Annotated in this window: 19 protein-coding genes and 1 pseudogene; 9 read left to right on the top strand and 11 right to left on the bottom strand. The window is 35.4% G+C overall.

Features of this window, described 5'->3' with window-relative positions; all coding sequences use genetic code 11:
- The first annotated feature begins 8 nt into the window (after positions 1-8).
- A complete protein-coding gene (locus EHC72_RS15940; RefSeq protein WP_131538700.1) occupies positions 9-908 on the top strand; it encodes a nucleotidyltransferase family protein in 900 nt (299 codons plus the stop codon).
- Entirely contained in the window at positions 899-1975 is a 1077-nt protein-coding gene (locus EHC72_RS15935; protein ID WP_131538699.1) for a phosphotransferase enzyme family protein, read from the top strand. Before EHC72_RS15940 ends, EHC72_RS15935 begins: the two co-directional genes overlap by 10 nt.
- 326 nt (positions 1976-2301) lie before the next feature.
- On the opposite strand, the gene dnaK is transcribed toward EHC72_RS15935, so the two are convergent.
- Positions 2302-4212, bottom strand: coding sequence for a molecular chaperone DnaK (gene dnaK / locus EHC72_RS15930; protein ID WP_131538698.1), 1911 nt, complete (start codon positions 4210-4212; stop codon positions 2302-2304).
- A gap of 416 nt (positions 4213-4628) precedes the next feature.
- Here dnaK and EHC72_RS15925 point away from each other — a divergent pair, with 416 nt between their 5' ends.
- The 5 genes and pseudogenes from EHC72_RS15925 to EHC72_RS15910 all read left to right on the top strand — a co-directional run bounded on the left by EHC72_RS15925 (position 4629) and on the right by EHC72_RS15910 (position 10337).
- Positions 4629-4997 carry a DUF1304 domain-containing protein gene (locus EHC72_RS15925; RefSeq protein WP_131538697.1) on the top strand — a complete coding sequence of 123 codons (369 nt, stop codon included), beginning with the start codon at positions 4629-4631 and terminating at the stop codon, positions 4995-4997.
- Between the two features lie 3 nt (positions 4998-5000).
- Positions 5001-5567, top strand: coding sequence for a murein L,D-transpeptidase catalytic domain-containing protein (locus tag EHC72_RS15920; protein ID WP_131538696.1), 567 nt, complete (start codon positions 5001-5003; stop codon positions 5565-5567).
- 243 nt (positions 5568-5810) lie between these two features.
- Positions 5811-7724 carry a DUF11 domain-containing protein gene (locus tag EHC72_RS15915; RefSeq protein ID WP_165585846.1) on the top strand — a complete coding sequence of 638 codons (1914 nt, stop codon included), beginning with the start codon at positions 5811-5813 and terminating at the stop codon, positions 7722-7724.
- Positions 7725-8070: 346 nt separating this feature from the next.
- A pseudogene (locus tag EHC72_RS23145) lies at positions 8071-8172 on the top strand (IS5/IS1182 family transposase); the annotation flags it as partial.
- A gap of 230 nt (positions 8173-8402) precedes the next feature.
- Positions 8403-10337, top strand: a complete 1935-nt coding sequence (locus EHC72_RS15910; RefSeq protein ID WP_131538694.1) for a DUF11 domain-containing protein — start codon at positions 8403-8405, stop codon at positions 10335-10337.
- Positions 10338-10479: 142 nt separating this feature from the next.
- On the opposite strand, the gene EHC72_RS15905 is transcribed toward EHC72_RS15910, so the two are convergent.
- Positions 10480-11676: a class I SAM-dependent methyltransferase gene (locus EHC72_RS15905; protein WP_131538693.1), complete on the bottom strand. Its 1197-nt coding sequence runs from the start codon at positions 11674-11676 to the stop codon at positions 10480-10482.
- A 270-nt stretch (positions 11677-11946) separates the two neighbouring features.
- On the opposite strand from EHC72_RS15905, the gene EHC72_RS15900 reads away from it, so the two are divergent.
- Both EHC72_RS15900 and EHC72_RS15895 read left to right on the top strand, forming a co-directional pair.
- Positions 11947-13683 carry a GMC family oxidoreductase gene (locus EHC72_RS15900; RefSeq protein ID WP_131538692.1) on the top strand — a complete coding sequence of 579 codons (1737 nt, stop codon included), beginning with the start codon at positions 11947-11949 and terminating at the stop codon, positions 13681-13683.
- Positions 13684-13694: 11 nt separating this feature from the next.
- On the top strand, positions 13695-14327 hold the full coding sequence (locus EHC72_RS15895; protein ID WP_131538691.1) for a gluconate 2-dehydrogenase subunit 3 family protein: 633 nt from the start codon (positions 13695-13697) through the stop codon (positions 14325-14327).
- Positions 14328-14436: 109 nt separating this feature from the next.
- On the opposite strand, the gene EHC72_RS15890 is transcribed toward EHC72_RS15895, so the two are convergent.
- The 9 genes from EHC72_RS15890 to map form a co-directional block, all read right to left on the bottom strand.
- Positions 14437-17415: a glycoside hydrolase domain-containing protein gene (locus EHC72_RS15890; RefSeq protein ID WP_131538690.1), complete on the bottom strand. Its 2979-nt coding sequence runs from the start codon at positions 17413-17415 to the stop codon at positions 14437-14439.
- A 171-nt stretch (positions 17416-17586) separates the two neighbouring features.
- Positions 17587-18117 carry a 50S ribosomal protein L17 gene (gene rplQ, locus EHC72_RS15885; RefSeq protein ID WP_131538689.1) on the bottom strand — a complete coding sequence of 177 codons (531 nt, stop codon included), beginning with the start codon at positions 18115-18117 and terminating at the stop codon, positions 17587-17589.
- A gap of 126 nt (positions 18118-18243) precedes the next feature.
- Positions 18244-19236 (bottom strand): DNA-directed RNA polymerase subunit alpha, encoded by a 993-nt coding sequence (locus EHC72_RS15880; protein WP_131538688.1) that lies wholly within the window; start codon positions 19234-19236, stop codon positions 18244-18246.
- Positions 19237-19321: 85 nt separating this feature from the next.
- Positions 19322-19930 carry a 30S ribosomal protein S4 gene (gene rpsD, locus EHC72_RS15875; RefSeq protein WP_131538687.1) on the bottom strand — a complete coding sequence of 203 codons (609 nt, stop codon included), beginning with the start codon at positions 19928-19930 and terminating at the stop codon, positions 19322-19324.
- Between the two features lie 62 nt (positions 19931-19992).
- A complete protein-coding gene (gene rpsK, locus EHC72_RS15870; protein ID WP_010599885.1) occupies positions 19993-20382 on the bottom strand; it encodes a 30S ribosomal protein S11 in 390 nt (129 codons plus the stop codon).
- 97 nt (positions 20383-20479) lie between these two features.
- Positions 20480-20857 (bottom strand): 30S ribosomal protein S13, encoded by a 378-nt coding sequence (rpsM, locus tag EHC72_RS15865; protein WP_131538686.1) that lies wholly within the window; start codon positions 20855-20857, stop codon positions 20480-20482.
- Positions 20858-20926: 69 nt separating this feature from the next.
- The gene (gene rpmJ / locus EHC72_RS15860; RefSeq protein WP_010599887.1) at positions 20927-21043 is read right to left on the bottom strand and encodes a 50S ribosomal protein L36; all 117 of its coding nucleotides are present in this window, start codon (positions 21041-21043) and stop codon (positions 20927-20929) included.
- Between the two features lies 1 nt (position 21044).
- Positions 21045-21263: a translation initiation factor IF-1 gene (infA, locus tag EHC72_RS15855; protein ID WP_010599888.1), complete on the bottom strand. Its 219-nt coding sequence runs from the start codon at positions 21261-21263 to the stop codon at positions 21045-21047.
- 71 nt (positions 21264-21334) lie between these two features.
- Positions 21335-22120 (bottom strand): type I methionyl aminopeptidase, encoded by a 786-nt coding sequence (gene map / locus EHC72_RS15850; RefSeq protein WP_131538685.1) that lies wholly within the window; start codon positions 22118-22120, stop codon positions 21335-21337.
- Positions 22121-22122: the final 2 nt, after the last annotated feature.

The raw sequence follows: 22122 nt of genomic DNA, 5'->3' as shown, positions 1-22122 counted from the left end.
AACATTAGATGAAACCTACCTTATTAATATTGGCCGCTGGTATGGCCAGCCGTTACGGAAGTATGAAACAAATCGACGGTTTTGGTCCGAATGGCGAAACAATTATCGATTATTCAATTTACGATGCAATTAACGCCGGATTTGGAAAAGTTGTATTCATTATTAAAGAAGAGTTTGTAGAAAACTTTAAAGCCATTTTTGAGCCTAAACTTAAAGGCAGAATAGAAACCGATTACGTTTTTCAAAACTTCGATTTAAAACAATTCGGTATAGAAGAAGAAATTTACCGCGAAAAGCCTTGGGGCACTGCACATGCTATATTATCAGGTAGAAATGCCATTAAAGAACCATTCTGCGTAATTAATGCAGATGATTTTTATGGCTTTGACGCTTATAAAAAAATGGTGGATTTTTTAACTACCGAAGCTACAGATAGCAACTATTCTATTATTGGCTACGAAATTGGAAAAACATTATCTGAGTTTGGAGCAGTTTCTCGTGGAGTTTGTAAAGTGGATGATGCAGGTAATTTGGAAGAAATTATAGAACGTACTAAAGTTTTCCAACAGGGCGAAACTATTGTTTTTGAAGAAGATGATAAGCAATATCCTTTGAGCTTTGATACACCAGTATCCATGAATTTTTGGGGCTTTACACCTGCGGTTTTCAAAATTACTGAAGATTTATTCAGAGAATTTGCAATGGCAAATAAAGATAAACCTAAAGCAGAATTTTTTATTCCTTTAATTGGCGAAAACCTGGTTAAAAGCAATACTGCTACCTTTAAAGTAGTACCAACATCAAACCAATGGTTTGGTGTAACCTATAAAGAAGATAAGCCTTTTGTTCAGGATTGTATAGATCAATTGGTGAAAAACGGATCATACCCGGAAAAACTATGGAGTTAAATTTAGATTCCGAAGTTTTAAAAGCCTACGGTTATACTAAAGAAAATGTAAATATTAAACAAATAGGTTCGGGATTAATTAACCGAACTTATTTGCTTTCTCCATTAACTGGCGAACAAAAGTACATTTTACAAAATATCAATACCGACGTTTTCAAAAACCCAAATGCAATTGCTAATAATTTAAAGGCAATAGCTGATTATCTGGCTAAAACTTATCCAGATTATCTTTTCATTAAACCTGTTACCACCATCAACGGCGATGAAATGGCACATGTACACCAAGAATATTGGCGTATGCTCCCTTTTGTCGCAAATTCAGTTTCTCTTGATGTATTAACAGATCCAAAGCAAGCTTATGAGGCCGCCAAGCAATTTGGTAAACTCAGCAGATTGTTAAATCATTTTGATGCTAAAACTCTGGAGCCTACTATTCCTGGTTTTCATGATTTAGCCTTGCGTTATGAACAATTTACTGCCGCTTTAAATCAAACAAGCAAACAGCTTAAAGGACTTGCCAAAACAGAAATTGATAGTGCTTTAGATCATAAATATATTCTAGATTATTACAATTCCTTTGCCCATAGTACTGATTTTCCTGATCGGGTTATGCACCACGACACCAAGATTAGTAATGTTTTGCTAAAAGCCAATACTTTTGAAGGCATTTGCGTAATAGATTTAGATACCATTATGCCAGGCAAATTTATCTCCGATTTAGGGGATATGATGCGTACCTATCTTTGTGCTTTTTCAGAAAATGAAACCGATTTAAGTAAAATAAAAATCCGTTTACCATATTTTGAAGCCACAGTTAAGGGATATTTATCTGAAATGAAAAGTATTTTGACTGAAACTGAAAAAGAACTTATTTTATTTTCAGGCCGATATATTATTTACATGCAGGCATTACGTTTTCTAACAGACTTTTTAAACGGCAGTATTTATTACCCGATAAATTATCCCGAACAAAATTTGGATCGTGCAAAAAATCAGTTTAAATTGCTGAGTGAATTAACTGTACACGAAAAAGAATTACAAGATATTATTGAAGAAAGCTTAATTTAATTTCTGAAATCCTATGCCTATCTGCCCTACATCAAACAGGTGGGGATTTCTTTTTTATTTCTTTAAAGTGCAACTTTATAACAGGTTTTCACTTTTTCAGTCTATAAAAAATTACCGCAGCTAATAAGGATGTATCAGTTGTAGAAAAAGTGTTTTGATTTTTTCGTTTTGAAAAAAATCAAAACAAAAAAATCAAAACGAAATATAGGATTACTTTTCAACGCTGTATTTAAATAAGATCTAAACAAAAAAGCGCCCTGATTTTTACATCAGAACGCTTTTTATATATTTCTAAAACTTATGCTTTAGAACTTCAGACACGAAACTTATTTCTTATCGTCTTCTTTTACTTCTTCAAAATCAACATCAGTAACGTTATCGCCACCACCTTGAGGCTGACCATCAGCTTGTGGTTGCTCACCACCCTGAGGTTGCTCACCAGCTTTGTACATTTCTTCTGATGCTACATTCCATGCATTTTGCAATTCAGCTTGTGCTGCATCGATATCTGCAAAGTTACGTGAAGCATGCGCTGCTTTTAATTTCTCTAAACCAGCTTCGATTGGTGCTTTTTTATCAGCAGATAATTTATCACCAAACTCTTTTAATTGTTTCTCAGTAGAGAAAATTAAAGCATCAGCTCCGTTAATTTTATCAGCTTCTTCTTTAGCTTTTGCATCATCTGCAGCATTAGCTTCAGCTTCTTCTTTCATTTTTTTAATCTCAGCATCAGTTAAACCTGAAGATGCTTCGATACGGATTTTTTGCTCTTTACCAGTTGCTTTATCTTTAGCGCTTACGTGTAAAATACCATTAGCATCAATATCAAATGCAACTTCTACTTGAGGCACACCACGAGGTGCTGGTGGAATACCATCTAAAATGAAACGACCAATTGTACGGTTTTGAGCTGCCATAGGGCGCTCACCTTGTAAAATATGAATCTCAACAGATGGCTGATTATCAGCAGCAGTAGAGAAAGTTTCAGATTTTTTAGTTGGGATAGTTGTGTTAGACTCGATTAATTTAGTCATTACACCACCCATTGTTTCAATACCTAATGATAAAGGAGTAACATCTAATAACAATACATCCTTAACATCACCAGTTAAAACACCACCTTGAATAGCAGCACCAATTGCTACAACTTCATCAGGGTTTACACCTTTACTTGGTTCTTTACCGAAGAAAGCTTTAACTGCTTCCTGAATTGCAGGAATACGAGTTGAACCACCTACTAAGATAATTTCATCAATATCGCTTGTGCTTAAACCAGCATTTTTCAAAGCAGATTTACAAGGATCAATAGTACGTTTAATTAGGCTATCAGCTAATTGCTCAAATTTAGCACGTGTTAATGTACGTACCAAGTGTTTAGGGCCGCTAGCATCAGCAGTAATATATGGTAAGTTAATTTCAGTAGAAGTTGTGCTTGATAACTCAATTTTAGCTTTCTCAGCAGCTTCTTTTAAACGTTGTAAAGCCATTGGATCTTTAGCTAAATCCATGTTATTTTCGGCTTTAAACTCTTCAGTTAACCAATCAATAATAATGTGGTCAAAGTCATCACCACCTAAGTGTGTATCACCATCAGTAGATTTTACTTCGAAAACGCCATCACCTAATTCTAAAACAGAAACGTCATGCGTACCACCACCGCAATCAAACACAACAATTTTCATGTCTTTATGTGCTTTATCCAAGCCATAAGCCAAAGCAGCAGCTGTAGGCTCGTTAATGATACGTTTTACAGTTAAACCTGCAATTTCACCAGCTTCTTTAGTTGCTTGGCGTTGTGCATCATTAAAATAAGCAGGTACAGTAATAACTGCTTCAGTAACCTCAGTACCTAAAAAGTCTTCAGCTGTTTTTTTCATTTTCTGCAAAATCATTGCAGAAATCTCTTGTGGAGTGTATTTTCTGTCGTCGATCTCAACACGTGGAGTGTTGTTATCGCCTTTAACCACTTTATAAGGTACACGACCAGCCTCTTTAGCACTTTCGTCGTAGCTGTTACCCATAAAGCGTTTAATTGAATAAATCGTTTTTGTTGGGTTAGTTATAGCCTGACGTTTAGCCGGCTCACCAACCTTACGTTCACCGTTTTCTGCAAAAGCAACAATAGACGGTGTAGTACGTTTACCCTCACTGTTTGCAATAACTACAGGCTCGTTGCCCTCCATTACGCTCACGCAAGAGTTTGTTGTTCCTAAGTCTATTCCAATAATTTTTCCCATTGTATTTTGTATTTTCTTTCTTTTTAAAGTATTATAATTCTACACCTATTAAACAATGCTTGTGCCAATTGGTTTTTGGCAGTTAATTGAGCAAAAAGACTGATAAAATGTAAAAAATAGAGCTTAATGTTACTGACAGCATGACAGAAACAAGATAAAGATTAAAGCTGAAAGACTAAGAAACAACAAATTCTTTAAATGGATTTGGAAACGGATGTCAGTTACTCTTCGGGAACACTCGCCCTGCTGTACGCTTTACTTCGTTACACTCCGTGTTCGCTGCCATCAGGTTTATGAATGAAAGATTTTGCAAAATACTTAAAGAATACAAACCCCTTCAATTAAAAAGCTGCTTCAATAAATATTTAGATAAATTATATACCTTTAATACTACTAGAAACTAAATTATAAAACAGATGCAATTAGCAGCTCAAATCTTAATTGGCTTTGTAGCCTTTATTCATATTTATATACTTTGGTTAGAAATGTTTGCCTGGACAACCAGAGCGCCAAAAGTGTTCAAAAACTTTCCTAAAGATCTCTTCCCTCCTACTAAATCACTGGCTGCGAACCAAGGGCTTTATAACGGTTTTTTAGCTGCGGGTTTAATCTGGTCTCTATTTATTTGCGATCAGGTTTGGCAAAACAATGTTGCCATTTTCTTTCTAGGTTGTGTTTTCGTTGCAGGTGTTTATGGTGCTGCAACGGCGAGTAAAAAAATCTTGTTTGTTCAGTCAGTTCCAGCAGCAATAGGTTTAGCCTTAATTCTTTTGCAAAAATTATAATTGATGCAAAAACTTGTAGTATTATTATTTACGCTTTGTTTTCCTCACCTGGCTTCATCTTCAATTCATCAAACAAAAATTGATGAAGCACTTGCCTATTGCAAAAAGAACAATTTTGATACTTCTATTTGCATCATGATTGATATGAGCATTCATTCAGGCAAAAACAGACTGTTTGTGTATGATTTTAAAAAGAAAGAAATTAGCATCCAAGGTGTTTGCGTACACGGTAGCGGGGGTGGCAGCACAGCAAATAAACCTATTTTCAGTAATCAGGAAGGTAGCTATTGTACCTCATTAGGAAAATATAAAGTTAAAGGACGAGCTTACAGTAATTGGGGCATTAATGTTCATTATAAAATGTACGGTTTAGAAAAAACAAATAGTAATGCTTTTAAACGTATCGTTGTTTTACATTCTTATACGCCCGTACCCGATCATGAAGTTTATCCACAAACCATATTTGGTGTTAGTGCCGGTTGTCCTGTTCTATCAGATGCAACTATGCGTAAAATTGATGCGTTATTAAAAACCAAAAAGAAACCAGTACTACTTTGGATTTATGTTTAAGAAGCTATCTAAAAACCATGAAAGAAATATTGCACGCATATGTACTGCATTTCCAATGTTAAACAATAGCCTATGCACTCATAATTAAGCAATTGAAAATTTGCAGTATATATGCGTAGGGGTACTAAATTAATATTTGAGTAGATTTGATGCTAAATAATTTGAATAGCATTATTTCTTCTTTTTATGATTAACAATTACCTTGTAAAAGGATGCACTGCATTTTTTATCCTAATAAATCTTTTGCAGATAAACAATAAACTATTTGCACAAACAGGAAAAGGTTTTACACAAAGAACCTCGGCAAAAGCGCCCGGAGATTTTAAAAACAAAACAATCTATAATTTAACGGGCGATTTTACAATGATTGGCAATGCTAATGCCTTTGCTGATCCATACTTAGATGGTGGAAGTAATAACGGTAATATGAAGTTTAATAAATTATTAAACGATCCTGTAGATATTGTTAATTCTTCTTCTGCCGACTTTGGTTTACCTAATGGGCTTGATATGGCCTGTACTAAAATTATTTATGCTGGCTTGTATTGGTGTGGAAGCTCAGATAGCCCAGATGATGTATTGAATAAACCCGGTAATTTAGGTAATGGACTGAATAAGAAAAAAATCAAATTTAAGGTTCCCAATGCACCTGGCTATGTTGATATTACGGCTGCAGCAACAGATATTTATTATGGAGGCCGGGAGGTATATAATATGTATGCGGCCTATAGTGATGTTACAGAACTTGTTCAAAATGCTGGTTTAGGAACTTATGCTGTAGGCAATATTGCAACCTTTGAAGGAACAGGAGGCACAGGTTATTACGGCGGCTGGGGTTTGGTAATTATTTATGAAAATAAGGAGTTACCCTGGAGAGATATTTCAGTATTTGATGGTTTTGGTTTTATTTCTACAGGAAGTCAAGAATTAGGCCTATCTGGTTTTCACGCGGCCCAAAATGGCGATGTTAAAATTAAAATGGGTATGATGGCAGGAGAGGGAGACAGAACAGTAAAAGGAGACTATTTTAAGATACAACAATTGAGTACCAGCAATTGGACAGGTTTATACCATTCACTTAATATGGATGTTAATTCAAATCCTGCCGTAAGCACCAACTTTTTTAATTCATCAATACTTACTGGGGGCAATGCCCGCGACCCTGATCATCTTAATAATTGTGGAATTGATATAGCCATGTTTGATTTGCCTAATGCCGGCAATGTTTTAATTGCCAACAATCAAACCAGTACTAAATTTCAATACGGAACTACCGGCGATGTTTATAATATTTTTAACATCACATTTGCGATAGATGCCTATGTTCCGCAGCTTAGCTCAATTAATAAAACTGAAGATAAGTTGGCTAACCTGGCCTCAGTTAAGCCTGGGCAAACTTTAAGTTTTAGTACTGCTTTGTATAATAAAGGAACAGAGGGCGTAAAAGATGGATTGATAGAAGTTCTTCTTCCTCCAAACGTAAATTATGTAAGTTCAAATATTGCATCGGGTACAGGAACAACCCATTGGGAAGGGCCTTTTGATGGGGCAGATCCAGCAACAACGCCTGGGGGCAAAATTGTTTGGAACATAGGTAACATCCCATTAGGAAAAAATCCTTTGACTATGGTTGGGCAATTAAAATATAAAGTAAAAGTAACTAAAGACTGTACGTTTTTAACCACAACTGCAACAACTTGTGGTAAAACCATTAGCGTATCAAGTCAGGTTTCTGGCGTAGGGCTTATTTCTGGTATTAAGGGTTACGAAAGCCCACCATGTTCGGCAAGTTCAGCTGGAGCTTTCAGCCTTAATATTGATGTAGATGATGCTTTTATGGGTAGCTGCCCAAGCTTAAGTTTAGATGGAAGTAAAATGTTTATTGGGTGTGTGAAGTCTATTCCCCGTACCAATATTGCCTCAAATTATCCTTTTGGCACACTGTTTTATACTGCTCAGCCGGGTAGTGCTAACTATGAAGCTACAATTGTTACAGGCGATTTTCCTGTAGATCAGTCCAGTAAAATTATCAAGTATTATGCAGTTATGCCAAGTGCTGCGGTTGATTGCTTTTATCTGAAATTACAAACTCAAATGGGTGGTTGTATTATGATGACCAATCCCATGATTCCAGCAAAATTTAAAAATAATAATTAGGCTTACCTGTTGTGTATTTAGCTATTTCCTTTCCAGGTTCTGTTTTGATATTTTCGTTTTGAAAAAAATCAAAACAGAAAAATCAAAACACTTTTAATCTTATAAATTTTACGTGCTAAATATATTGCAGTACCATGCAATTATCTAGCTTAAAAATAAAATTTAAACCTCGATTTTCAGCATTTTGGATAAATGTACAACGGGTAGACTTATATAAATCTACTTAAGTAAATAATTTCATTTCTTAAGAATCATTATAAAAATAGATGAACAAAGTTATATGTGTTGAAAAGTTATATCAAAATACCTTGATGTACAACGCAGCACGAAATATGAACTGAGGTAAATTATAACGAGAAGTGAGTTGCATATATTTAAAGTGCTGCCCAAGCGATATATTATTAAAAGAACTTTCGCATGGATGGCCACCAACAGAAGAAACTTCAAAATTATTAACGAAATATTGTACGCATATATACTGCATTTACGGGGTTAAGCAATAGCCTATCCACTTATAATTAAGCAATTGAAATTTGCAGTATATATGCGTAGGGGCATTAACTTTGTATTTAAGTAGATTTATTGTTTAAATAATTTGAATAGTATTATTTCTTCTTTTCTATGATTAACAATTACCTCGTAAAAGGATGTTTCACATTCTTTATTCTGTTAACTCTTTTGCAGATAAACAATAAATTATTTGCACAATCACCAGGAAAAGCTTTTACGCAAAGAACCTCTTCAAAAGCACCTGGAGATTTTAAAAACACAAAAATATATCATTTAACGGGCGATTTTACAATGATTGGCAATGCTAATGCCTTTGCTGATCCATACTCAGTTGATGGAAGTAATAACGGTAATATGAAGTTTAATAAATTATTAAACGATCCTGTAGATATTGTTAATTCTTCTTCTGCCGACTTTGGTTTACCTAATGGGCTTGGTATGGCCTGTACTAAAATTATTTATGCTGGCTTGTATTGGTGTGGAAGCTCAGATAACCCAGCTGATGTATTAGTTAGACCTCGTAATTTGGGTAATGGTTTGAATAAGAAAAAGATAAAATTTAAGGTTCCCAATGCACCTAGCTATGTTGATATTACGGCTGCAGCAACAGATATTTATTATGGAGGCGCGGAGGCATTTAATATGTATGCTGCCTATAGTGATGTTACAGAACTTGTTCAAAATGCTGGTTTAGGAACCTATGCTGTAGGCAATATTGCAACCCCTGAAGGACCGAATGTAGCAGGCGCAGGTTATTACGGCGGATGGGGGTTGGTAATCATTTACGAAAATAAGGAGTTACCCTGGAGAGATATTACAGTATTTGATGGTTTTGGTCTTATTTTTACAGGAAGTCCAGAATTAAGTCTATCTGGTTTTAATGCAGTCCAAAATGGCGAGGTTAAAATTAAAATGGGTATGATGGCAGGAGAGGGAGACAGAACAATGAAAGGAGACTATTTTAATATACAACGATTGAATACCAACAATTGGACAGGTTTATACCATGCACTTAATATGGATGTTAATCCAAATCCTGGCGTTACGCCTAATACAAGTACTAACTTTTTTAATTCGTCAATACTTACTGGTGGCAATGCCCGCAATCCAAATAACGTTAATAATTTTGGAATTGATATAGCGATGTTTGATTTACCTAATTCAGGTAATGTTTTAATTGCCAACAATCAAACCAGTACTAAATTTCAATTCGGAACTACCGGAGATATTTACAATATTTTTAACATCACATTTGGGGTAGATTCCTATTTTTCTCAACTTTATTCAGTTAATAAATCTGATGATAACATTACCCGTAATGGTACAGTTAAACCAGGGCAAACTTTAAATTTCAGTACTGCTTATTATAATACAGGAACGGAGGCCTTAAAAGATGGATTAATAGAAATCCCTCTTTCTCCAAATGTAAATTATGTAAGTTCAAATATTGCATCTGGCTCAGGAACAGTCCATTGGGAGGGGCCTTTTAATGGGGCAGATCCAGCGACAACCCCTGGAGGTAAAATTGTTTGGAACATAGGTTATATTCCATTAGGAACAGACCCTACGGCTATCGCTGGGCAATTAAAATATCAAGTAAGGGTAACTAACGATTGTACTTTTTTAACCACAATGGTATCAAGTTGTGGTAAAACAGTTAGTTTGTCAAGTCAGGTTTCTGGTGTTGGGCTAATTTCTGGAACTAAGAGTTCTGAAAGTACACCATGCACACCAAATTCGATTGGAGCTTTCGTCCTTAACATTGATGCAGATGATGCTTATACGGCTAACTGCCCTAAGTTAAGTTTAGATGGAAGTAAAATATTTTTAGGCTGCTTTAGTGTAATTCCCCGTAATAATATTGCAGCAAATTACCCTGTTGGTACGCTGTTTTATACTGCTGCACCGGGTAGTGCCAACTATGAAAACACAATTGTTACTGGCGATTTTCCTGTAGATCAATCTAATAAAGTTATAAAATATTATGCAGTTATGAAAAGTGCTGCGGTTGATTGCTTTTCCCTTAAATTACAAACCCAGATGGGTGGTTGTATGATGATAAGTAACCCCATGATACCAACAAAATTGAAACCGAATAATTAGTTATCTGTTATAAAAATTATGCGGAACTGTTTTTAAACCATTTCTAACAAAAAGTTTTAGATTAACCGAAATAGAAATTCGCATAATTTTAGCAAAAGGCTCTGTGTTCTTTGCTAAAAACTTCGGGTTCTTTGCGGTTAATCTACAACCCTAACAACTTTTCCAAATGATGATGACCAATCCCAAAATAAGCCTTACTATCTTTAATTTTTTGTAAAACCTCCCCTTGCCTTTCGGCTTTAGTCTTTAAGCTTTCAACTCTTTTCATCCCCACAACAAGTACGTTTTTTGGAGTATGTGCGTCAGATATAAATTCGAAAACCTTTGTTTTATATCCAAAATATTCCAAAATTAAGGCTCTTATTCCATCGGTTACCATTTCTGCCTGGCGCTCTAAAAAAATGCCATACTTAGTCAAAAAGGAAACGTCATTTTGTACTTTATTCTGTTCAATTTCCTTTCTAATTTGTTTATGGCAGCAAGGAGCAACTACAATTAATTTCGCATCTGCTTTTATTCCTTTGTAAATTGCATCATCTGTTGCTGTATCGCAGGCGTGTAAAGCGATTAATAAATCAATATCTGTCGCATCATAATCCTGAATAGTACCCTGCACAAAGTTTAATTCCTTAAAGTTAGATTTTGCTGCAATTTGGTTACAAAGATCAACCATATCCTGCCTAAATTCTACACCAGTAACCTTTGTATTTAACTTTAAAGTGTTGTGTAAGTAATCGTAAAGCGCAAAAGTCAAATAGCCCTTACCCGATCCCATATCCGCAACGTGCTTTATGCTTCCATTGGGCACCTCCTTAATTAATGGACTTAAAATTTCTATATAATGATTAATTTGTTTGTACTTATCCTGAGCATTTTTAAAAACAACTCCAGTATTATCAGTAATTTTTAAATCGACCAAATATTGCTTTTCATTGGCACTAATCTGTCTTTGCTTTTGTTTATCGTGCAATGCAGATGGTTTTTGCTTGCTTACGGGAGGAGTTTCTCTAATTAAAGATTGATTATCTCTTTTAATTTCAAAAATAAAATCAGCTTCAGTAGTAAATAGTGTTGCCACTTTAAAACCTTTGTTTAAATATTCACCCAGTAGATTTACGCCCTCTTCAACAGCAAAATTTTTAACAATATCTCGGGTTTTGTGTCTAAATGTAAATGCAAGTTTTGCTTCCCTCTTAATCTCTACACTACGAACCAAAATTTGCTTCAAATCCAGTTCTTCGCCCTGATAGTTTCCCATTGAGATTTTAACAAACTGTTGTTTGGAAAGACTATTTAAAATTTTTGATGTAAATTGATTTATATTTTCAGATACTGGCATAATGCAAATTAAAGTTCAAAGATAAACAACTTTATTTTGAGCCCATCACGGCAATTAGCAATGTAACAATTGAGCGACTTTCCACCTCAAAAAAAAGAATAAATTATACGCAATTAGTAGTAAAACCAACAGTAAGGAGGTTTTATACGTAATACGATTTAGTAAGTTGTTAAACCCACTATATTTAGAATTATTATTAACACTTGAAACACTTTTGATTTAGATTTTTTAAGCTTAGATTAGAGCATCATTTATTTCTAACCAACATATATGAGTGAATTTCAGATAAAAAAATCGCCAACTGTTTACGATGCGATTGTTGTAGGTTCCGGTGCTGGCGGCGGTATGGCTGCTTATGTTTTAGCCAATGCTGGTCAAAAAGTTTTAATGCTAGAAGCTGGTCAATATTTTGACCCACGATTAGATGCCCACCAACTAAAATGGCCTTGGGAATCTCCCCGTCGTGGCGCTGGTACAGTACGACCTTTTGGCGATTTCGATGCCTCTTACGGTGGCTGGGAACTAGAAGGCGAACCGTACACCAGAAAAGACAAAACAGAGTTTGAATGGTTTAGATCAAGAATGCTTGGCGGCAGAACCAATCACTGGGGTAGGATTTCTTTAAGAATGGGTCCTGACGATTTCAAACCTAAAGATGGTTTAACAGACGATTGGCCTATTACTTATGCAGATGTAAAACCATTTTACGATAAGGTAGATAGAATGATTGGGATTTATGGAACGGTAGAAGGTATAGAAAGCGAACCCGATGGAATTTTCATGAAACCACCAAAACCCCGTTTAAATGAATTATTCATTAAAAAAGGTGCAGAAAAAGCTGGAGTAAGGGTTATTACGGGCCGAGGTGCTGTTATGACAGAATCTATAAAAGGTAATAACGACCGTGCACCTTGTTTTTATTGTGGCCAATGTGGCAGAAGCTGTAAAGTTTATGGTGATTTTTCTGCATCGTCGTGCTTAGTTATTCCCGCGGTAAAAACTGGTAATTTAACCGTAATTACTGATGCTATGGTTCGTGAAGTAATTACCGATAAAGATGGAACTGCCAAAGGTGTTTCTTATGTAAATAGAAAAGATTTACAAGAATACCAGGTTAATGGTAAACTTGTTATTTTGGGTGCAAGTGCCTGCGAATCCGCAAGAATTCTTTTAAATTCAAAGTCTAATCATCATCCTAATGGTTTAGCCAATAATAGTGGCGTTGTGGGTAAATATTTACATGATTCTACAGGCGCCAGTGTTTCGGGCTTTCTACCTCAGTTAATGGATAGAAAAAGATATAACGAGGATGGCGTTGGTAGTGTACATATTTATTCGCCATGGTGGCTAGATAATAAAAAACTAAATTTCCCACGTGGTTACCATATTGAATATGGCGGTGGTATGGGCATGCCTTCTTACGGCTTTGGCGGCGGTGTACCTACAATGAACGGATTAGTGCCAGATAGAAATGGCAAAATGAAGGATGCTGGTGGCTACGGTAAGTCACTAAAAGATGATTATCGTCGCTTTTATGGTACTGGTGTTGGCATGGCCGGTCGTGGTACTGCAATTGCCCGTGCAGATAATTATTGCGAAATTGACCCTGATGTTGTTGATAAATATGGTATTCCTGTTCTAAGGTTTCACTATAAATGGGCACAGGAAGAAATTAATCAAGCTAAACATATGCAAGAAACCTTTCTTTCTATTATGAAGGAAATGGGCGCCGTGGTGACATCAAAAATACAAGGTGCTGAAACAAACTATGGACTTGAAGCGCCTGGTAAGATTATCCACGAAGTGGGAACAATTCGAATGGGTGATGATCCTAAAAAATCAGCGTTGAATAAATATTGTCAAGCACACGATTGCAAAAACCTGTTTGTGGTTGATGCCGGTCCTTTTGTACAGCAAGGTGATAAAAACGCAACTTGGACAATCTTAGCTTTATCAATGAGAACTGCTGAATATATTTTGGCTGAAAAGAAAAAACAAAACATTTAAAGAATTACTTTATGAATAGACGTGATTCCATAAAAGCATTAGGCTTAACCGCATTAAGTACAACCGTATTAATTGAGGCCTGCAAACAACCTGAAACCAAAGTACCTGTTGAAAAAGCCGAGGAAACCGCAAAAGAGGCTGGCAGAGAAGAATGGGAAATAGATAGAGATAAAAAACTAAAAGCCGAAACGTTTTTCACCAAACATGAAATGGCTACAATAACCGTTTTGGCAGATATTATTATTCCTAAAGATGATGTCTCTGGAAGTGCATCAGACGCCAAAGTACCTGAGTTTATCGAGTTTATTGTAAAAGATATCCCTGAGCACAAAATACCTATGCGTGGCGGCTTAAAATGGCTGGATATTCAATGCTTTAACCGCTATGAAAAATCTTTTATAGAAGCATCTACAAAAGAACAACTTGCAATAGTTGATGATATTGCTTACCCTTTAAAAGCCAAACCAGAAATGCAACCTGGCGTTACTTTCTTTAAAAGAATGAGGAGTTTAACAGCTTCGGGCTTTTATACTTCTGAAATTGGTGTTAAAGATATTGGCTATGCAGGTAATGCCCCAAACCAATGGACAGGTGTACCAGATGATGTACTAAAACAGTACGGTATGCAAAATGTTAAGATATAATATAAAAAATCGTCATTGTGAGGTACGAAGCAATCTTAAAGCGCTAGCTAGTAGCGATAGTAGTAAGTGCTTCGTGCCTCGCAACGACGACTAATATATTGTTATGGAATTATTCCACAATTAAAATCAAACCTTTTCCTTTTTCAATCGGAATAGATTTACCATCAGAATAGTTTCCTGAATTTTGGAATTTAGCAATTTCCGGTGCTGTAATTTTCATCTGCGCAGCATTTAATCCAAGTTTCGCCCAATCGATATTTAGATTTACTTTCACATCATTATCGTCCCAGCTCGCCAATGCAATCATTAGCTTTCCTTTTTTCTTATAAACACTAGCTAATACTTTAGGGTTATCAGTTTTTACCGGGCAATTATCACTCCAGTAACCGATTAGTTCAGAACCTTTAATTCCGAAATTATCCCAAGCTTTCCATAATGGTTTTGGGTCACTTTTTTCAGACCATCCCAAACGACTTGTCATTCCATAAATCATGCCTCGCCATGGGTTTCCGTCATCTTGAAGCATCTCTCCCATTAAACCAAAAGGAATTCCGCTAACTTCTGTTAAAAAGAAATCAGGATTATTTTTGTTGTAATCGAAATACTCGCCAAACCATAAACGGTTTAAATATGGAAAGTGTTCTAAGTATAAAATTGCACTATTGTTAAAACCATCGCTTTTGTTATACTGGTTTGCCGAGTGTAAATCTATAATTCCTGGATGATTATTAGCCGTTAATACTCTTTTAATACGCTTCATCGTAACACGGTCAAAAGCTACATCATCAAGGTAAACTCCGTCAATACCAACATTATTTACCAACCAGTTCATCCCTTCAACATAATAATTGTGCCAACGGTTCATTCCACTATTAATAATGGCGGCATCTTTAATTTCCGGCACAAACCAGGCTGCAATGTAATTAGAATCTAAATGTTCTTGCAGCCAGCTAAATCCACCACCTTTACCTGGAGAGTAAACTTCGGTACCTAAACTTCGTAGTGCAGGCAGTTCGTATGCATGGTTTGAAAGCTCTCTTACTGTATTATAGATTTTAACCTTTAAACCTTTTTGATGCGCCTCGTCAACATACGATTTCATCTTTTTCCATTCAATAAACGGATAGTTAATCCATGGATTAATTGGCGTAGCGTGGTGAATATTTACAACTGTTGCTCCAGTTGATTTAATAGAATCTAAATCGCCATATTTATGGTAAAAGCGATTGTCCCATTGAAAATCTGTATCAATTAAATGAAATGGAGTAATTAATAAGTTGAAATTATAATAAAGCACATCGCCCCTTTTCATGCTTCTGCTCCCCGTGTAATTATCAGCTAGCATGGAACTGCCTTTTACATTGATCTGGATCCCTCCTTTATCGCCATTTCCCCATGATTTCGGCAGCAGTAAAGGTTTCTGAAGGTAAAAGTTAGTATTTAATGGACGAATATAGTTTTCATCTCTTAAATTGTAATATAAGCCCGCATTTACGTTTCCTACCCATACTGCATCCTGATTTTTATGCGCTACGTCCCATTTCCATTTAACAGTATCTGGTCTAACGCCACCCTTTTCTCCCAGTCCCATCAAATATTTTGTAGAACCTTTCTCAAATGGGATATGAAAATCAACATTACTAAATTCTACATCCTTCAACGCGGTAACCTTTACAACATAATGTACATAACCGTCAAATTCTAAAGCGCCTTCTACATCCATTTTTAAATTATCAGATGTGTTTGTTACTGTCCATTTTACCGTTCCGGCTTCTTTACTGGTAATTTGCAAGTTTCCAGCAACCAATTTCTCCTGAGTTTTTGGTGTATTATAAAAATGGAAATGAATAGGCTCAGCTAAAATATTATTTGGTTTTTCATTGTACCCGGTCATTTCAGAATTAAAATAAGTTTGAATCTGCTTTGGAAATCCATCATTATTGATCTCGAATTTTCTACCTAGTAATGAAATTACATTTCCATCAACTGTAAGTGGAGTATAAGGTGCTACAACAGTATTTTGCTGAGCCATGGTAGAGTTTAACCACGTTAACCTGGTTTGTTTATTTGGTAAGCCAACACCTGCATCCGCTAAAACCTCATTATTTATAGAAATTTTAACATCAATTACTTTCGATTTACCGTTTGCCTTTACAGTAAATTTACCTGCATAAATACCTGCCGATGTTAATTTTGGAATATTAACAGTAATCCACATGGGTTGAATGTTCCCACTTTTTACATTTACAACTTCCGTCAAAGGTTTATTATCATAGCTGGTTCCATTTGTATTAAGGCAGTTAATATATTTCGCGTCAATACTTTTGCCGTTGGCGCTCTTTAAGCTGGCAAAAGTAACTTCAACATTTTGCAAATCTTTTAACGCAAAAACGCCTAATTGAAAAGCATAATTTTCACCTCTTGCAGCAGTTCCCGAGAAGGAGCTTAAACTGCCCTTTTGTATCCAGCGATAAGGTAAGTCACTTTGCAATTTAATAGGAAACATTCTGTCTTCAGGAAAAACAATGAATGATTCTCCCCTATGCTTCGCCTTAATTGCTTCTGTTTCTTTGGCGGTAGCAATTATCTCCATTGGATAAAATGAATTAAAAGCATCGATAGATTGTATTTCTACGGCAGAAGAATTGATCGATGTTTTTTTTGCCTGATCTATCCAATCTTTACCAGTTTTATAATTGGGCTTTAAATACACGCCTTTTGGATAATTACTTCTTCCTTCATTTACGGCTGGCAAGTAATAAACGTAGTATTTTCCTTTAACATTTTTAGCTTCGAAATAAAGATCCACGGCTTCTCTATTGATATGAGCAACATAAACATTTGCAACATTTTGACCATTAGAGTCCTGTATAATAATCCTCTTATTTTCTGGATGTGTATCTCTTCTACGCCAATCAATTTTAGCGTGTGCTATATTACCAGTGCCATTATATAAAATAACCGCTCTGTGATTTCCTAAAGAATCTGCCTTCCACTGGTTATTACCATTGGTATATTTTATAGTTTGTGCATGCGCTGAAAAAGCACTTAAAATGACCGCAAATACAATAAAAATCTTAAATTTCATGGTTAGTATATTTTAGGCTAATTTATACATATGATGCGGATATATAGGCGTGTAATAAAAAAATGAGACAAACGTTTGTCTACCCATCAAAATCATATAGCGAAAATTTTAAGCAAAAAAAAAGTCCTGCTCTTTCGAACAGGACTCTTTAATATTGTAAAGGGAATTAAATTATTCGCCTTTTGCTTCTTCAGTTTCAGTAGCAGGAGCTTCTTCAGCAGGAGCAACTTCTTCAGTAGTTTCAGCTTTTGCTTTTGCAGCTTTTGGAGCAGCAGCAGTTTTGCTTTTACCACGACGAGTTGTTTTCTTCTCTTCTTTAACTTCTGTTTCTTTACCGTAAACTTCGTTGTAATCTACCAATTCAATTAAAGCCATTTCAGCATTATCACCTAAACGGTTGTTTAATTTAATGATACGAGTATAACCACCTGGACGGTTAGCAACTTTCTCAGCTACTTCGCGGAACAATATTGTGATCACTTCTTTATCTTGTAAGTAAGAGAATACTGTACGACGTGAGTGAGTTGTATCATTCTTAGATTTAGTAATGATTGGCTCAACATACATACGTAAAGATTTAGCTTTAGCTAAAGTTGTAGTAATTCTTTTGTGCTTAATTAAAGATATAGCCATGTTCGCTAACATCGCTTTTCTGTGGCTGTCGGTTCTGCCTAAGTGATTTACTTTTTTACCGTGTCTCATTGTTTGTAAATTAAGTGTATACCGTCTCTTTAATCGAGGGAATTATACACTGTTAAAAATTATTTATATTAGTTAAAGCTTTAGTAAAGAGGTTTTCGACTCAAAACTAAAGGCTTATGACTATTTTTATTCTTCGTCTAATTTAAATTTAGACAGGTTCATACCGAATGATAAACCTTTAGATTTTACAAGTTCTTGGATCTCAGTAAGAGATTTTTTACCGAAGTTTCTGAATTTTAACATGTCAGCAACGTCGTAAGATACCAAATCAGCTAAAGTACGAATATCTGCAGCTTTTAAGCAGTTTAATGCTCTAACCGAAAGATCCATATCAACTAACTCAGTTTTAAGGATTTTACGCATATGTAAAATTTCCTCATCAACTTCTTTAGTTTCTTCTTTAGCTTGTGATTCTAATACTAAGTTCTCATCAGAGAATAACATAAAGTGTTGGATAAGAATCTTAGCCGCTTCTTTTAATGCTTCTTCCGGATGAATTGAACCATCAGTAGAAATATCTAAAACCAATTTTTCGTAATCTGTTTTTTGTTCTACACGGAAGTTTTCAATCGTGTATTTAACGTTTTTCATTGGTGTGTAGATCGAATCGATCGCGATTACACCAACTACAGCATCAGCAACTTTATTTTCCTCAGCAGGTACATAACCACGTCCTTTGTTGATGGTTAATTCCACTTCTAAAGTTACAGATTTGTCCATATTGCAAATAACATGCTCAGGATTTAAAACTGTAAAGTTATTAGAAAATTTAGTGATATCACCAGCTTGAAACTGATCCTGACCATTAACGATAATGAAAACTTTCTCAGAATCGCCAGAATCACCAGTTTTCTTAAAACGAACTTGTTTTAAGTTTAAAATGATATCAGTTAAATCCTCTACAACACCTTTAATAGTAGAAAACTCATGCGAAACGCCTGAAAAACGAATAGTAGTAATGGCATAACCTTCTAATGAAGACAATAAGATTCTTCTTAAGGCATTACCAATTGTTACACCGAAACCGGGCTCTAAAGGACGAAATTCAAATGTGCCATCGAAATCGGTTGATTTCTGCATGATCACTTTATCTGGTTTCTGAAATGCTAAAATTGCCATTTATATTTTTTTAAATTCGTTATTGAATATATGGTAACATAAAAAAAGTTAATTGCCCTTTTGAGGCAATTAACAATATTATGAATTACTTCGAGTATAACTCGACGATTAAGTTTTCCTTAATGTTTTCAGGAATCTCGTCGCGTTGTGGATAAGTTAAAAACTTGCCGCTTAATTCACTTGCGTTCCAATCTAACCAGGTAAACTTATTGATAGTTCTTCCAGCTACAGAGTTTGTGATTGATTCTAAAGATTTAGATTTTTCACGAACCGCAATTACATCACCAGCTTTTAACTGATATGAAGGGATATTTACAACTTCACCATTCACAGTTACGTGTTTATGGCTAACTAACTGACGTGCACCAGAGCGGGTAGTTGCAATACCTAAACGGTATACAGTGTTATCTAAACGTGCTTCTAATAATTGTAATAAATTATCACCGGTAATACCAGCACGTGAAGATGCTTTTTTAAACAAGTTACTGAACTGCTTTTCTAATACACCATAAGTGTATTTTACTTTTTGTTTCTCCATTAACTGGATAGCATACTCAGATTGTTTTCCTCTTCTTTTTGATGAGCCATGTTGCCCAGGAGGATAATTTTTTCTTTCTAACGCCTTATCAGGACCGAAAATTGGTTCTCTGAATTTACGGGCGATTTTACTTTTGGGGCCTGTATATCTTGCCATTTTTTTTTGTTTTTTAAAGTATCATCCAACCTGTAGCTGAAGATTCTTAGCTTTAAAATTAATTAAACTCTTCTCTTTTTAGGAGGACGACATCCGTTGTGAGGAAGTGGAGTAATATCTTTAATAGATGTTACTTCGATACCTGCTACTTGTAAAGTTCTGATTGCAGATTCACGACCTGAACCCGGACCTTTTACAAATACTTCAACTTTACGTAAACCTAAATCAAACGCAACTTTACCGCAATCTGAAGCTGCTTGACCAGCTGCATACGGAGTGTTCTTTTTAGAACCTTTAAAGCCCATTTTACCAGCAGACGACCATGAAATGGTTTGTCCGTTGTTGTTTGTTAAGGTAACGATAATGTTGTTGAAGGTAGCATTGATATGGGCCTGTCCAACAGGCTCAATTACAACGATACGTTTTTTTGTTACTTTTTTACTCTTAGCCATGTTTTTTATTACTGAATGAGAGAATATTTGAGTGATTGAATAAGAGAATGTTTCCACTCAATAATTCAATCATTCTAAGTTCAATCATTATTTTTTTCTACTTAGTAGCTTTTTTCTTGTTAGCAACTGTTTTTCTCTTACCCTTACGTGTACGTGAGTTGTTTTTAGTACGCTGACCACGAGAAGGTAAACCTTTTCTGTGACGTAAACCACGGTAACAACCAATATCCATTAAACGTTTGATGTTTAACTGAACCTCTGAGCGTAAAGCACCTTCTACTTTAATCTCATCATTGATCATTGTACGGATAGCTGATAACTCATCATCAGACCAGTCTTGTACTTTTTTGCTCAAATCGATACCTGCAGTAGTTAATATACGTTGTGCAGTTGTTCTACCTATTCCGTAGATATAGGTTAAACCGATTTCTCCTCTTTTGTTTCTTGGTAAATCAATACCTGAAATCCTTGCCATATTTATTTATGTTTTTGAGTAATTCCGAACGGCGGGCCACCGTTGTGCGGTACATTACAATATTTTTAATTACCCTTGACGTTGCTTGTATTTAGGATTTTTCTTGTTAATTACGTAAAGTTTTCCTTTACGGCGAATAATCTTGCAATCAGCGCTACGCTTTTTAATTGATGATCTAACTTTCATTTTATTTATATCTATAAGTGATGCGTCCTTTTGTTAAATCATAAGGCGACATCTCCAATTTCACTTTATCTCCAGGAAGAATCTTGATGTAGTGCATCCTCATCTTGCCTGAAATGTGCGCAATAATTTCATGCCCGTTCTCAAGTTCTACTCGGAACATTGCATTGGATAATGCTTCTCTTATTACTCCGTCTTGTTCAATTGAGGCTTGTTTAGCCATATTTTATTGATTGTTACTTAATTAGCTGCTTCTAAACAGGGTTGCAAAATTAAATAAAAAATTTTAATTATTTATTTTTTTTGTTGTAAAACTTCTTCTATAATAGAAAAGGTCGATAAAACATCTGCCTGGCCCTTTTTAATTGCTATTGTGTGTTCAAAATGTGCTGATGGTTTATTGTCCTTACTCGTAACTGTCCATCCATCACTATGAAATTTAACGCCTGCTACCCCCGCATTAATCATCGGTTCGATTGCAATTACCATTCCTTCTTCAAGTTTTGGTCCTGCGCCACGCTTTCCATAATTCGGAACTTCTGGTTTCTCATGAAGCTTTACGCCAACACCATGTCCTACAAGTTCTCTTACTACACCGAATCCGTTTGCTTCTGCATGTTGTTGAACGGCAAAACCGATATCACCAATACGCATTCCAGCAACTGCTTTTTCAATGCCCAATTCCAAGCAACGCTTAGTAACCTCCACTAATTTTTTCTTTTCTTCACTTACCTCTCCAATAGAAAAAGTATATGCTGAATCTCCAAAATAATCGTTTTTAATTACGCCACAATCAACTGAAATCAAATCGCCTTCTTGTATAATGTATTCGCTTGGAAAACCATGAACAACTTGTTCATTTGGCGAAATACATAAAGAGTTTGGAAAGCCGTTATAATTTAAAAATGCAGGGATTGCTCCATTGTCACTAATAAACTCATAAGCTAGCTTATCCAATTGTAAAGTTGTCATGCCCGCTTTAATTACTTTAGCCACTTCGGCTAAGGTTTTAGAAACAAGCAATGAACTTTCTCTTATTAACTCGATCTCCTCAAGAGATTTGTAATAAATTTTAGACATCC

The organism is Pedobacter nototheniae, from assembly GCF_004335085.1.
GTDB lineage: Bacteria > Bacteroidota > Bacteroidia > Sphingobacteriales > Sphingobacteriaceae > Pedobacter > Pedobacter nototheniae.
This window is presented reverse-complemented; position numbering and strand designations above follow the sequence as displayed.

What these genes read in the sequence shown, in the direction of transcription:
- EHC72_RS15925 (WP_131538697.1), top strand. Translation starts at nt 4,629, where the DNA reads ATGCAATTAGCAGCTCAAATCTTAATTGGCTTTGTAGCCTTTATTCAT.
- EHC72_RS15920 (WP_131538696.1), top strand. Translation starts at nt 5,001, where the DNA reads ATGCAAAAACTTGTAGTATTATTATTTACGCTTTGTTTTCCTCACCTG.
- map (WP_131538685.1), bottom strand. Translation starts at nt 22,120, where the DNA reads ATGTCTAAAATTTATTACAAATCTCTTGAGGAGATCGAGTTAATAAGA.
- EHC72_RS15895 (WP_131538691.1), top strand. Translation starts at nt 13,695, where the DNA reads ATGAATAGACGTGATTCCATAAAAGCATTAGGCTTAACCGCATTAAGT.
- rpsM (WP_131538686.1), bottom strand. Translation starts at nt 20,857, where the DNA reads ATGGCAAGGATTTCAGGTATTGATTTACCAAGAAACAAAAGAGGAGAA.
- rpmJ (WP_010599887.1), bottom strand. Translation starts at nt 21,043, where the DNA reads ATGAAAGTTAGATCATCAATTAAAAAGCGTAGCGCTGATTGCAAGATT.
- dnaK (WP_131538698.1), bottom strand. Translation starts at nt 4,212, where the DNA reads ATGGGAAAAATTATTGGAATAGACTTAGGAACAACAAACTCTTGCGTG.
- EHC72_RS15900 (WP_131538692.1), top strand. Translation starts at nt 11,947, where the DNA reads ATGAGTGAATTTCAGATAAAAAAATCGCCAACTGTTTACGATGCGATT.
- rplQ (WP_131538689.1), bottom strand. Translation starts at nt 18,117, where the DNA reads ATGAGACACGGTAAAAAAGTAAATCACTTAGGCAGAACCGACAGCCAC.
- infA (WP_010599888.1), bottom strand. Translation starts at nt 21,263, where the DNA reads ATGGCTAAACAAGCCTCAATTGAACAAGACGGAGTAATAAGAGAAGCA.
- EHC72_RS15880 (WP_131538688.1), bottom strand. Translation starts at nt 19,236, where the DNA reads ATGGCAATTTTAGCATTTCAGAAACCAGATAAAGTGATCATGCAGAAA.
- EHC72_RS15940 (WP_131538700.1), top strand. Translation starts at nt 9, where the DNA reads ATGAAACCTACCTTATTAATATTGGCCGCTGGTATGGCCAGCCGTTAC.
- EHC72_RS15890 (WP_131538690.1), bottom strand. Translation starts at nt 17,415, where the DNA reads ATGAAATTTAAGATTTTTATTGTATTTGCGGTCATTTTAAGTGCTTTT.
- rpsD (WP_131538687.1), bottom strand. Translation starts at nt 19,930, where the DNA reads ATGGCAAGATATACAGGCCCCAAAAGTAAAATCGCCCGTAAATTCAGA.
- EHC72_RS15935 (WP_131538699.1), top strand. Translation starts at nt 899, where the DNA reads ATGGAGTTAAATTTAGATTCCGAAGTTTTAAAAGCCTACGGTTATACT.
- rpsK (WP_010599885.1), bottom strand. Translation starts at nt 20,382, where the DNA reads ATGGCTAAGAGTAAAAAAGTAACAAAAAAACGTATCGTTGTAATTGAG.
- EHC72_RS15905 (WP_131538693.1), bottom strand. Translation starts at nt 11,676, where the DNA reads ATGCCAGTATCTGAAAATATAAATCAATTTACATCAAAAATTTTAAAT.